Origin of the sequence: Allobosea sp. (assembly GCF_048595345.1) — a bacterium.
Lineage (GTDB): Bacteria > Pseudomonadota > Alphaproteobacteria > Rhizobiales > Beijerinckiaceae > Allobosea.
In genome coordinates this window covers 17636-29918 of record NZ_JBMDWH010000122.1, presented here as the reverse complement: position 1 = coordinate 29918, position 12283 = coordinate 17636, and the positions used below count along the sequence as shown (strand labels likewise).

Genomic DNA, 12283 nt, shown 5'->3' with positions numbered 1-12283 from the left:
TTGCCATGGTCAACGTGACCAATCGTTCCAATGTTGCAGTGCGGCTTCGTCCGCGAAAACTTCTCTTTGGCCATGACACCCTTGTCCTCGAAGGCGGCCCTCCGGGGCCTTGAAACCGCGTCGCATTAGGAGGTTTTGAAGCGGGATGCAAGGTTCCCGCTTCCCGTGTCGGCCCGGCGCGACGACGCGGCGGCTTGCGGCGGCCGACGAGCAAGCGCCGCTCCGACGGCCGTTACGGATTCGCACCGTTAGGCTCAGGGCATCACGGCGAAGCCCCTCGGACCCAGCGTGTAAAGCCGTTTGCTGACTGGAAAACCGCCATCGGGCGCTTGAGTCAGCGCCCGCAGCGCAGCGACTTGCGCAGCGTCGTCCGCGTCTCCGAAGGCGAGGATGTCGCGCGACGGTATGGCGATGGCGAGGTTGCGCGGCAGGTTCGGAACATTCTTCCAGGGATTTTCCAGCAACAGGATCGAGGCGTTGTAGTGGCCTTCGCCGAAATGGAACCTCCGCAACCTCCCGAACTCATGGATCTCGACCCGGTCGACGCGTCGGACCCAGTTGTCCAGAACCGCACGCAGCACATCCTTGTCGCTCATCCCGTACTGGCCGCCCTCCCCGACCGAGACGAAGCGGGTGATCTTAGGAAGATCGAGTGCCGCCGCGACGACGATGTCGCCCTCCAGCGGAACATGCAGCAGCTGAGCTTTGGGATCACCCTTCTGGCGGGCCATGGCGGCGAATTGCTCGACATAGGATCGATTCTTCATGACGGGGATCAGAGACGCGATGAACCGCGCGCGCTCGGCTTCACTCTTGGGAGCCGATCGGCCCGCGGCCGCCTCGACCACGCGTTGCGTCAGCTTGTCGAAAGCCTCCTGGCGGCTCTTCGCGTCCGGAAGAGCATTGAATTGCGCGCTGAGCGGAGCCAACCCCATCCGGACATCGTGACCGGCCGTCCTGAAAACCACGTCGCCGGCTTCGACGCGCACAGCGCTGACGCCCGCTCGACCTTCGAGCATGGTCATGATCAGACCTGCCATCTCGGTCTCGCTGAGCGGCCGAGCCTCGTTCAGCCTATCGCGCCCTATCGCTTGGGCGAGTGAAACCGGCGTACCGGCAAGCAAGGCTATGGCCGCGATCACGAAGACCAGTAAGCGCAACATGTCGAGTTCCCCAACCCGCAACCATGATTGCGCGAAGAGAACATAATGGCAACATTTTTATCGACGCAACGTCAGGAGATCCCGAACACGCGCCGATATCGCGCCACCGTCCCTGCATCGCCCGAGACTTTCTCGGGATTGTCGGAGAGCTTCACGGCCGGGCGCCCGTTCGCCTTGGACACCTTGCAGACCAGCGAGATCGGATCGAGGGCCGGCGAACCGTCCGGCGAACAGCCGACGAGATCGTTGGTAAGGTCCGTCCCCCAGCCGAAAGCCATGCGGACCTTGCCGTCGAAATGGTGGTAGACGCGCTCGATCGCCTCGACATCCAGCCCGTCGGAAAAGACCAGCAGCTTCTCGCGCGGGTCGCGCCCATGCTCGCGCCACCAGGCCATGATCGTCTCGCCGGCCGGAATCGGCGGCGCGCTGTCGGGCCGGAAGCCCGTCCAATCGGCCACCCAGTCCGGCGCATGGCGCAGGAAGCTCTGCGTGCCGAAAGCGTCGGGCAGCGCGATCAGCAGATTGCCGCCATAGACCTGCCGCCACTCGTCCAGCACGCGATAGGGCGCGCGCAGCAGCGCCTCATCCGATTCGGCGAGCGCGGCCAGCACCATCGGCAGTTCATGCGCATTGGTCCCGATCGCTTCCAGATCCGTATCCATCGCCAGCAGCACGTTGGAGGTGCCGGTGAAGGCGGGGCCGAGCCCTTCCTTCAGCGCCGCCACGCACCAGCGCTGCCACAGATGCCCATGGCGGCGGCGCGTGCCGAAATCGGAAAGCTTCAGGTTCGGCAGCTTCTGCAGCCGCTCCACCTTGTCCCACATCTTGGCCTTGGCGCGGGCATAGAGCACATCCAGCTGGAAGCGCTTCTGGCCGAGCATGACGCGGCGGGCGCGCAACTCGTTGATGATAGCGAGCGCCGGCACCTCCCACATGGTGGTGTGCGTCCAGGGCCCGTCGAAATGCAGCTCGTACTGACCATCGACCTTGTACAGCTCGTAGTCGGGCAGCTGGAAATCGGCGAGCCAGGCCATGAAATCCGGCGAGAACATCTGCGTCTTGCCGTAGAAGCTGTTGCCGGCGAGCCAGATCAGCTCGTTCTTGGTGAAGCGCAGCGAGCGCGCATGGTCGAGCTGCGCCCTGAGCTCCCCTTCATCGACGATGTCGGCGAGCCGGATATGCTTTGAGCGGTTGATCAGCGAGAAGGTCACCTGCACCTGCGGGTGGAATGCCCTGATCATCTGCAGCATCAGCAGCTTGTAGAAATCGGTGTCGAGCAGGCTGCGGATGATCGGATCCAGCCGCCAGCCATGGTTATAGGTCCGGGTCGCGATGTCGGTGTAGATCATGTCGGCGTCGGATCCGGGTCAGGCGTTCGGCGGGGCAGCGCGGCATCAGAACAACGCCGCGAGCCGTGGCGCAAGCGCCGGCCACGCGGCCATGCCCAGCGTCAGCAGCGTCAGCGCCACCAGCAGCACGCCGAGCAGCGGCAACACGGCTCTGAAGACCGCGCCCGCCGGAACCCGCATGATGCCGCTGACGACATAGACCAGAATGCCGAGCGGCGGCGTCAGCCCATGGATCATCAGGTTGACGACCAGCACGACGCCGAACTGCACGGGATCGAGCCCTGCCGCGATGGCGACGGGCAAGAGCAGCGGCGCCAGCAGCAGGATCGCCGCGCCGATATCGAGAAAGAGCCCCGCCACCAGCAGCACGAGATTGGCACCCAGCGCCACCGCCAGCGGCCCGGCTCCCAGGCTCGTGACGAGCCCGGCCATCTGGTCCGAGACCCGATCGATCGCGAGCAGAAAGGCGAAGGGGGCGGATGCCCCGATCAGCAGCCCGATCGCCGCCGCCTCGGCGGCCGCCTTGCGCAGGGCGAGCACGACGCCGCGGCCGTCCAGGCTGCGCAGCGCCAGGCAGGCGAGCCCGGCATAGGCCACCGCAAGCGCCGAGGCCTCGGTCACCGTCACGACGCCGAAGCGGATGCCGACCACCACGACGATGCCGAGCCCGATCGCCGGGAGCGCGCCGATCAGCGCCCTGCCCCGCTCGGCCGCACTCGCCCGCGGGGCCGCATCGACCACGCCGCGAACGGTGAGGTGGATGCCGATCGCTAGAGCGAGCGCGAGGACGCCGCCCGCGACGAAACCGCCCACCAGCAGCGAGCCGACGGAGAGATTGGTCGCGCTCGCCAGAATCAGGAAGGCGATGGACGGGGGAATGATGTTGTCCAGCATCGAGACGCCGGCAACGATGGCGGCCGCATGCGCGGGCGGATAGCCGCGCGCCACCAGGGTCGGCGCCAGCACCTTGGCGCCGAAGGCCGCATTGGCGATCGAGGAGCCGGAGGCGCCGGAGAACAGCACGCTGGACACCAGAGCCGTCTGGGCAAGGCCGGCGCGCCAGTGCCCGACGAGCGTCGCAGCGAACCGGATCAGCCGCTCGGCGAGCCCGCCCTGCGTCAGCAGTTCCCCGGCCAGCAGAAAGAAAGGGATCGCAAGCAGCAGGAACTTGCCGAGACCGCCGACGAGCGTCTGCACGATCGCCGGCTCCGGCATCGTGCCGCCGAAAGGCCCGGTCAGCGAGACCGCGGCGATCAGCGCGAAGGGCAGCGGCGCCCCCACGAGCAGGCCCAGACCGGCCGCGAGCGCGGCGATGAGGCTCGGGGTCGCGAACCAATCCGATGAGAGCTGCGCCAGACCGTAAAGTCCGCAGCCGAGGACGAGCGACGCCGCCATGCCGCGAACGCCGCGCTGGCGAAGGCCATGCAGTGCCAGCATCGCCAGCGCGAGCCCCCCGCCGATCGCGAAGGCCACGAAACGCAGCCATTCCGGCAGGCCGAGCACGGTCGAACGACCGCCGACGAGCGTCGCCACGCCCGCCCCGCCGAAGCACAGCACCAGCGCGCCGTGAACGGCGATGCCATCGGCCAGCACGTCGCAGGCGCTTTTGAGAGACGGAGGCAGCCAGCGCAGGAGGACGTCGAGCCGCATGGCCAGCGTGCCGCTGGCCGCGAGCGGCAGACCCACCGCGACGAGTGCAAGGAACAGCCAGGTCGCGAGTTCGTCCGACCAGGCAAATCCCGAGCCTGCGACATAGCGCGCCGCCACCGAGGCCATCACCAGCAGGAACAGCACGGCGAGCAGCGACCCGCCCAGCACCTCCAGCCCGGTGCGAAGCCCGGCCTCCAGCGTCGCCGCGCGCCTCACGGCCAGGTCTTTCGTGACTGGCTCGCCCATTCCCTCTCTCCGATGCACATCCAGCCAGTGGCGAGGCCTCGCCGAGACGTCAAGACAGGACTAGGGAAGCGCGCTTCCCCGCACTGCGATTGCCCACCCCCGCGATAAGGGTTATCCCCGCGCCGGATCAGGAACGACGACGAAATGCCATCCGAGACGCTGCCAGCCCCCGCCGCTTTCGGCTCCGGCCCCTCGACGCCCTGCGACCTCGCGGTCATCGGCGGCGGTATCAATGGCTGCGGCATCGCGCGTGACGCGGCCGGGCGCGGCGCCTCCGTGGTGCTGTTCGAGAAGGACGATTTGGCCAGCGCCACCTCCTCGCGCTCGACCAAGCTGATCCATGGCGGTCTGCGCTATCTCGAGCATTACGAGTTCCGTCTGGTGCGCGAGGCACTGATGGAGCGCGAGCGGCTCTGGGCGATCGCGCCGCACATCATCTGGCCGCTGCGCTTCGTGCTGCCGCACCACAAGGGCCTGCGACCGGCCTGGCTGCTGCGGCTCGGCCTGTTCCTCTACGACCATATCGGCGGGCGCAAGCGGCTGCCGCCGACGCGCACGCTCGATCTGGCCGCCGATCCCGTCGGCAAGCCGCTGAAGGACGACCGCGCCACGGCCTTCGAATATTCCGACTGTTGGGTCGAGGATGCGCGGCTCGTGGTCCTGAATGCCATGGATGCCGCGATCCGCGGTGCGGCCGTCCACACCCGCACGCAAGTCGTCTCGGCGACGCGCGAGGACGGGCTCTGGCATCTCGTCGCGCAGCGGCCCGAGGAACGCACCGAGATCTGGGCCCGCAGCCTCGTCAACGCGGCCGGCCCCTGGGTCGGCGACGTGCTGACCGGCGTCATTCACAACAATGCCAGCGCCGGCGTGCGCATGGTTCAGGGCAGCCATATCGTGGTGCCGCGCATCTACGAGCACGATCGCTGCTACATCTTCCAGAACGCGGATGGCCGGATCATCTTCGCCATTCCCTATGAGCGCGACTTCACCCTCATCGGCACGACCGATCGCGACTATCGCGGCGATCCGGCCGATGTCGCGGCGACGCCGGACGAGATCGGGTATCTCTGCGCCGCCGCGAGCGAGTATTTCCGCGCGCCGGTGACGCCGGAGAGCGTGGTCTGGACCTATTCCGGCGTGCGCCCGCTCTATGACGACGGCGCCTCCAAGGCGCAGGAAGCGACGCGCGACTACGTCCTCACCCTCGACGCCCCGGCAGGCTCGGCGCCGCTGCTCTCGGTCTTCGGCGGCAAGATCACGACCTATCGGCGCCTCGCCGAGGCCGCCATCGAGAAGCTGTCGCCGCATGCGCCCTGGGCCGCGCGCGCGCCCTGGACGGTGAAGGGCGCCCTGCCCGGCGGCGATTTCCCGGTCGACGGCTTCGAGGCGCTGCTGGACAGGACGCTGCGGGACCTTGCCTGGCTGGAGCGCCCCATGGCGACGCGCCTGCTGCGGATGTACGGCACCCGCGCCCGCGAAATCCTCGACGGGGCGAGCGGGCTTGCCGATCTCGGCCGGCATTTCGGCGCCGATCTCTACGAGCGCGAAGTGCGCTATCTGATGCGCGCCGAATGGGCGCGCCGCGCCGACGATGTCCTCTGGCGGCGCAGCAAGCTGGGACTGCGGCTCGACGGCGCCCAACGCGAAGCGCTCGACGCCTTCATGCAGGCAGCCTGAGAGAAAGCGGAACGGCGGGTCTTTCGCTCAGAGCTTGGCGGCGACGGCCGTGATTTCGATGCCGTAGCCGGGCGAGGCCAGCTTCGCCTCCACCGTGGCGCGGGCCGGCGCATGGCCCGGTGCCACCCAGGCATCCCACACGGCGTTCATCTCGCGAATCGTGCCGATATCGCTGAGGAAGATCTGGACGCTCAGGATCCGCTCCTTGCTGCTGCCGGCCTGCGCGAGCGTGTCTTCCAGCAGGGCGAGCACCTCGCGCGTCTGTTCCGTGAGCGAGCGGCCCTCGGTCTGCTCGGGGACATGGCCGGCGAGAAAGACGATGCCGTTGAAGATGGCGGCGTCGCACCAGCGGGCGGTCAGCCCGATTCGTTCGATGGTCATGGCGGCTCCCGAGCAAAGCGATGTGCCGGCTTCGCCCTCTTCCGGCCGCACGTCAAGCGGCGCACGCGACCGGCGCGGCTCGGTGAAAGCCCGATCGACCGGCGCGCGTCTTGCTCGTCAACCGCCGACCCCGATGGAAGAGGTTCGGCATGAAACGGATCGCGATCGCCCTGCACCATTCCGGCACAAGCGAACGGCAGGACATGTTGCGTCTGGCCGGCGCCGCTGCCCTGATGCTCGCAGCAGCCGCGAGCGGAATCGCCCTTCTGACGATGCTGACATTTCGCTGAAGCCGGCCCGATGGCTTGGTGGGCCGGCGAAAATTTGTCCTGTGCTGCTGCGTCCGGGCCAGCCCGATCATCCCGTGACGGGCCCGTCTGCCCCCTTGGCGCAGCCCCCCACCCCAATGTCCAGAGAGCCCTAGGGTTGAGCCCCTTTTGGCAGCGACATTGCGACGTCGAACTCTTCCATCTGCAGAACGCGCTCGCGCGACGACCGACCGCCCCGGCGCGTTTCAGGCGCCTGACGCAAAAGCATCGATCCGAAACCCGCGCGCCTCGAATCGGCGTTGCGGCAGACGGTTCAGCGACTGGGAAGGGCTGGAGCGGGTACCGGGAATCGAACCCGGGTATTCAGCTTGGAAGGCTGCTGCTCTACCATTGAGCTACACCCGCGACGGCGCCAAATTCCCTATCGGTGCGGGAGAAGTCAAGCCGTTGCCGGCGGAGCTGGCGCTGTTTCCGCAGCTTTGCGGTCATTTTGCCTCTCGTGCCGCCATCGGCACAGGCGGCCTCACAGATAGGGCGGCGTGCAGGCGCTGACCACGGTGCAGCGCTCGGAGCCGATATTGCGGAAGCGGTGCGGGATTCGGCTGTCGAAGAGATAGGCTTCCCCCGCCCGCAGCACCTTGACCTGGTCGCCCACCGTCAGCTCCAGCTCACCGGAGATCACCACGCCGCCCTCATGAGAGCCATGCTTGAGCATCGCGACGCCGGTATCGGCGCCCGGCTCGTAGCTTTCATGCAGGATCTGCAGGTTATGCGCCTTCGCATCGCCCACCTGCCGGAACGACATGCGACCGCGCCCTTCTCCGCCATTGACCTGATGCAGCCGGGACGTGAGGTCGATCAGATCGTCCGCGGCGAAAAACACCTGGTCCGGCGGCAGATGCGATTCGTCGAAAAAGTTGACCATCGTCATCGGGATGCCGTCGAGGATCTTGCGCAGCGATGCGACCGAGGGGCTGTTGCGGTTCTGCTCGATCAGCGAGATCAGGCTGTGCGTCACTCCCGATCGTGCCGCCAGTTCTCGCTGCGACAGCCCTGCCGCCTGCCTGATTTCGCGCAAGCGAGCGCCGACATCGAAACCCATTCCCGCTCCTTCCCGATGATCGGCTCGGCCGCGGTCGGCCATGATGCGGACACCGGGGCTTCTCGTCGCGACCCCGCTCGAGATTCCGAGCGGCGCCGACCGATCCCATACAAAAAACTCCGCCTGTCGAACAGGCGGAGTCTCGAGGCCGACCGGAGTGGCGGCGGGGTGGACCATCACGCGAACGGTGAGGGTCACGATGCTCCAAGGTCGAGGTGGAGCGAGCAATTCTGGCGAACCGCGGGTTCCCCTTTCAAGACAAGTCTCTAGCGGCGGCCGCGAGAGCGGATCTGGTAGGCGTCGTAATTGAACTCCGCCACCTGCTGCCAGAGCAGCTGCTCGTTGCGATAGGCCATCATGTGGTCGTGAAGCTTCTTGAACATGGCATTCTTGGCGCCGAGTTCCTCATAGAGCTCGTTGGCGGCCTTCGCGCAGGCATCCATGATCTCGGGCGAGAAGCCGCGCAGCTGCGTGCCGGAGGCGATCAGGCGCTTGATCGCGGCCGGGTTGACGTCGTCATATTTGGCGATCGTCAGCGCATTGGCCTGATGAGCGGCGGCCACGAAGACGGCCTTGTCGGTCGCGCTCAGACCGTTCCACTTGTCGCGGTTGATCATCAGCAGGATCGCCGAGGATCCCTCCCACCAGCCGGGATAGTAGTAATAGGGCGCGACCCGACTGAAGCCGAGCTTCTCGTCGTCATACGGGCCGACCCATTCGGCAGCGTCGATCGTGCCGCGCTCCAGCGCCGGGTAGATGTCGCCCGCCGCGATCTGCTGCGGCACCGCGCCGAGCTTGGCGATGACCTGCCCGGCCAAGCCGCCGATCCGCATCTTCAGGCCCTTCAGATCGTCCACCGTCTTGATTTCCTTGCGGAACCAGCCGGCCATCTGGGCATTGGTGTTGCCGATCGGCAGACCGACGACATTGTACTGCGCCAGGAGCTCGTTGAAGAGCGCCAGCCCGCCGCCCTGGAAGAACCAGGCGTTCTGCTGGCGGGTGTTGAGGCCGAAGGGCACGGCGGCCCCGAAGGCGAAGGACGGATCCTTGCCGACATAATAGAACGAAGCCGTATCGCAGCACTCGACCGTCCCGTTCTGGACGGCATCGAGCGCCTGCAGGCCGGGCACCACTTCGCCCGCTGCGAAATGCTGAAGCTGGATGCGCCCGCCGGACATGTCCGACACGGCCTTGCTGAAGATCTCGCCGGCCCCGTAGACCGCGTCCAGCGCCTTGGGATAGCTGGAGGTCATGCGCCAGGTGATAGCGGCGCCGGCCGGCGCCTGCGCGCCAGCGGAGGAGGCTGCGATCGCCGCCCCTGCCCCGGCCAGGCCGGCCGCGAGCATGTCACGTCTGTTGGTCATCTGCGTCTTCTCCCATGGTGGCCACTCTCGGACGGCGCTGTCGGCGGGCCTTGGCTCGACAGCGCTGGTGGGGATGGAGCGTCGCGGACAATCGCCGCGATGGCACAGGGCGCGGTTCTGATGCCGCGCTCGCAGGGGCCGTTCCGCTCAGCTGAAAGAGGCTTCGAGCATCTCCAGATAGTCGGCGGCGCTCGCCGGGCGGGGATTGGTCGCGCTCGAATGGTCCTTGGTGGCTGCTTCGGCGATGGCCGGCAGCACCTCGCGCGGCAGGCCCATCTGCAAGAGACTGCCGGGCATGCCGAGCCGCTTGACGAGGGCCGCGATCCAGTCGGCGAGGTCGGTCTCGGCGGGCAGGTTCAGCGCCGCACGGATCGCCGCGTATTTCGCCTCCGCCGCAGGCGCGTTGAAGCGCAGCACCGCCGGAAGCAGCACCGCGTTCAGCGTGCCGTGATGCAGCGAGACGTCCTTCAGCCCCCCGAGCGGATGGGACAGCGCGTGAACCGCGCCGAGTCCCTTCTGGAAGGTCAGGCCGCCCTGCAGCGCCGCCATCATCATCTCCTTGCGGGCCTCGCGATCCGCACCGTCCTGGACCGCGCGCTCGATGAAGGCGACCGCGCGCTTCAGGCCGTCGAGAGCGATCGCCTCGGCCGGCGGGTTCTCGCGCGGGCTGAGATAGGTCTCGATGCAATGGGTCACGGCGTCCATGCCGGTCGCGGCCGTCAGCCAGGCCGGGAGGCCGAGCGTCAGATCCGGATCGCACACCGCCAGCTTCGGAATGAGGTAAGGCGAGATGAAGCCGAGCTTGCGCCCATCCTCGAGCGTCACCAGCGCGGCGCGGCCCACCTCGCTGCCGGTTCCGGACGTCGTCGGCACGGCCAGAACCGGCGCCACCGCTGCGGTGATGCGCTCGACCCCGCCGAGAATAGCGGCATAGCGCTCCAGCGGTCCCTCATGGGTGGCCAGCAGCGCCACCGCCTTGGCAAGATCGATCGGCGATCCGCCGCCGATCGCGACGAGGCCGTCGCAGCCCTGCGCGCGATAGAGGGCGAGCGCCGCCAGCGCGGCCGCCTCGGTCGGATTGGTCGGCGTCTCCTCGAACAGCGGTGCCGCAGCCAGACGCGGCGAATGCCCCTGGATCGTCGCAATGAGCCCCGCTGCCACAATGCCCTTGTCGGTGACGATCAGCGGCTTGGACATGCCGAGCCCAGCAACATCGGCCTCGAGGCCGGCAATTTCGCCCGGCCCGAACTTCACAGTGGTGAGATAGGTGATCAGCGCCATAAGATGTCCTCGCCTGCGCCGGCCTCTTGCCGCCAGAACGGGCGGTTGGCCGATATTGGTCTTACCGGTATGGCCACGACTTGACATCGGATGCGGCGGGCCGTCAACCGCCGCGTGACGAGAGGGAAGCGCGCCGATGAATCTCGGAAAGGACAGGCGGCCGGTTACCAGCCAGCTGGTCCAGCAGATCCAGCGCCTGATGAGCGAAACCGGCCTGAAGCCGGGCGACAGGCTGCCGGCGCAGCGGGAACTGGCCGAGCGGCTCGGCGCCAGCCGCCCGACGGTGCGCGAGGCCGTGCTCCAGCTGGAAGGCATGGGGCTCATCACCATCGAACCGGCGCGGGGCGCCTTCGTCGCCGAAGGCTTCGAGCGGCCGGAAACCGACCTGACCCGCTGGACCTTCGAGCAGCGCTTTTCGGAGGTTGAGATCTATCAGCTGCGCTTCGCGCTGGAGGGTTTCGCGGTTCGGCTCGCCGCCCGCCACGCGTCGCAGGACGATCTGGCGCGGCTTTCTGAACTCAACGAGGCGATGCGCCGCGCCATCGACGAGGCGCGCTATGTCGATGCGATGGAATGCGATTTCACCTTCCACATGACGGTCGCCGAGATCGCGGGCAATCGCTCGATCAGCGACATCCTGGCGCTGTATCGTCCGATCATCACCCGCAGCCAGCGCCCGCCGGTCCGCGAGCCGAACCGGCTGCACGAGGCGTTCGTCGAGCATGGCGCCATTCTGCGCGCGCTGTCCCGTCGCGACGGCGAAACGGCCGCCACCGCGATGCGCCACCACATCGTCCAGTCTTCGGACCGGATGAAGGTGCCCTTCATCGCGAGCTGAGCAGGTGACCGAGCTGAGAAACTGGCGGCGCGCGGCGCGGCCGCGACAGCCCCGGATGAGATGCGCGGCACTGCCGCGCTGGCCCCGAACGGACCACGCGGCGATCGGAACCCGGGCAGTTTAGCGGATTGAAAAAAGGGTGGTGGGCCGGGCCGGACAGATGTCTGAACACTTACGTCATTGAAATCGAAAATAAATTTAACTAACTCGCATCGAGCCGAAGCCGCAAAAATCCACCGTGAGGTCGAGAACCTCGTCGACAAGCTATAGAACCTGCGACGCCTCGCAGCACACTACGACCGATGCGCCCACACCTTCTTCTCAGCCATCTGCCCCGCCGTGGCCGTCATTTTTGGGTTGAGCAACGAGGCTGGAACTGAGACGAGAGGCTCGAGCCAGTGGTCCCTTGAACTGGCCACGCTCGCGCGGAACTATCGAATTACCGAGGTCGCTTCCGCTGCAGGCCGGCGCGACGACATTGAGCGACCAATTCATCACGTTGGTTAAATGCGCGGTGAAGGAAGGTCACGATTCCCGCATCGGGCCGAGATTTGCTGTCTCGAAGCTCTACGACCTCTGTCTCCACGTGAACGGTATCGCCGTGAAAAAGCGGATTCGGAAATCGCACTTCGTCCCAACCCAAATTGGCGATCGCCGTGCCAAGGGTCGTGTCGCCGACGGAAATCCCCACCATCAGCCCCAACGTGAATGCACTGTTGACGATGCGCTGACCGAACTCCGTATTGTTCTTGCAGTATTCCTCATCGAGGTGGAGGTACGCTGGATTGTGCGTCAGTGCACTGAACCAGACGTTGTCGGCTTCCGTGATCGTCCGACGCAGCTCGTGCTTGAAGATCTGACCGATTTTCATCTCGTCGAAGTAAAGACCTGCCATATGCTGGATCCTGCGGCTGGTGTATCGTGATAAAGAGCGCCGTTAAAACTGCAGTACGGGCCTCG

The 12283-nt window shown here is 66.7% G+C and carries 11 protein-coding genes and 1 tRNA gene; 3 read left to right on the top strand and 9 right to left on the bottom strand.

Annotation, left to right across the window (positions count from 1 at the left end; genetic code table 11):
* Positions 1 to 254 precede the first annotated feature (254 nt).
* The 3 genes from ACOJTB_RS12130 to ACOJTB_RS12120 form a co-directional block, all read right to left on the bottom strand.
* Positions 255 to 1163, bottom strand: a complete 909-nt coding sequence (locus ACOJTB_RS12130; RefSeq protein ID WP_420102778.1) for a DUF1444 domain-containing protein — start codon at positions 1161 to 1163, stop codon at positions 255 to 257.
* A 71-nt stretch (positions 1164 to 1234) separates the two neighbouring features.
* Positions 1235 to 2512, bottom strand: coding sequence for a nicotinate phosphoribosyltransferase (gene pncB / locus ACOJTB_RS12125; RefSeq protein ID WP_420102777.1), 1278 nt, complete (start codon positions 2510 to 2512; stop codon positions 1235 to 1237).
* A gap of 45 nt (positions 2513 to 2557) precedes the next feature.
* The gene (locus ACOJTB_RS12120) at positions 2558 to 4408 is read right to left on the bottom strand and encodes a TRAP transporter large permease (protein ID WP_420102776.1); all 1851 of its coding nucleotides are present in this window, start codon (positions 4406 to 4408) and stop codon (positions 2558 to 2560) included.
* A 144-nt stretch (positions 4409 to 4552) separates the two neighbouring features.
* On the opposite strand from ACOJTB_RS12120, the gene glpD reads away from it, so the two are divergent.
* Positions 4553 to 6088 carry a glycerol-3-phosphate dehydrogenase gene (gene glpD, locus ACOJTB_RS12115; RefSeq protein WP_420102775.1) on the top strand — a complete coding sequence of 512 codons (1536 nt, stop codon included), beginning with the start codon at positions 4553 to 4555 and terminating at the stop codon, positions 6086 to 6088.
* Positions 6089 to 6115: 27 nt separating this feature from the next.
* On the opposite strand, the gene ACOJTB_RS12110 is transcribed toward glpD, so the two are convergent.
* On the bottom strand, positions 6116 to 6469 hold the full coding sequence (locus ACOJTB_RS12110; RefSeq protein WP_420102774.1) for a RidA family protein: 354 nt from the start codon (positions 6467 to 6469) through the stop codon (positions 6116 to 6118).
* Positions 6470 to 6618: 149 nt separating this feature from the next.
* Here ACOJTB_RS12110 and ACOJTB_RS12105 point away from each other — a divergent pair, with 149 nt between their 5' ends.
* Positions 6619 to 6759 (top strand): hypothetical protein, encoded by a 141-nt coding sequence (locus tag ACOJTB_RS12105; RefSeq protein WP_420102773.1) that lies wholly within the window; start codon positions 6619 to 6621, stop codon positions 6757 to 6759.
* Between the two features lie 310 nt (positions 6760 to 7069).
* Here the strand turns inward: ACOJTB_RS12105 and ACOJTB_RS12100 are convergent.
* From ACOJTB_RS12100 to ACOJTB_RS12085, 4 genes are all read right to left on the bottom strand, one after another.
* Positions 7070 to 7143: transfer RNA gene (locus ACOJTB_RS12100), tRNA-Gly, on the bottom strand.
* 118 nt (positions 7144 to 7261) lie between these two features.
* Entirely contained in the window at positions 7262 to 7840 is a 579-nt protein-coding gene (locus ACOJTB_RS12095; protein WP_420102772.1) for a cupin domain-containing protein, read from the bottom strand.
* Between the two features lie 266 nt (positions 7841 to 8106).
* The gene (locus ACOJTB_RS12090) at positions 8107 to 9204 is read right to left on the bottom strand and encodes a TRAP transporter substrate-binding protein (protein WP_420102771.1); all 1098 of its coding nucleotides are present in this window, start codon (positions 9202 to 9204) and stop codon (positions 8107 to 8109) included.
* Positions 9205 to 9351: 147 nt separating this feature from the next.
* The gene (locus ACOJTB_RS12085; protein WP_420102770.1) at positions 9352 to 10485 is read right to left on the bottom strand and encodes an iron-containing alcohol dehydrogenase; all 1134 of its coding nucleotides are present in this window, start codon (positions 10483 to 10485) and stop codon (positions 9352 to 9354) included.
* 136 nt (positions 10486 to 10621) lie between these two features.
* Here ACOJTB_RS12085 and ACOJTB_RS12080 point away from each other — a divergent pair, with 136 nt between their 5' ends.
* Entirely contained in the window at positions 10622 to 11323 is a 702-nt protein-coding gene (locus tag ACOJTB_RS12080) for a FadR/GntR family transcriptional regulator (RefSeq protein ID WP_420102769.1), read from the top strand.
* A 439-nt stretch (positions 11324 to 11762) separates the two neighbouring features.
* Here ACOJTB_RS12080 and ACOJTB_RS12075 read toward each other — a convergent pair whose 3' ends face one another.
* Positions 11763 to 12218 carry a MaoC family dehydratase gene (locus ACOJTB_RS12075; RefSeq protein WP_420102768.1) on the bottom strand — a complete coding sequence of 152 codons (456 nt, stop codon included), beginning with the start codon at positions 12216 to 12218 and terminating at the stop codon, positions 11763 to 11765.
* Between the last annotated feature and the right edge of the window lie 65 nt (positions 12219 to 12283).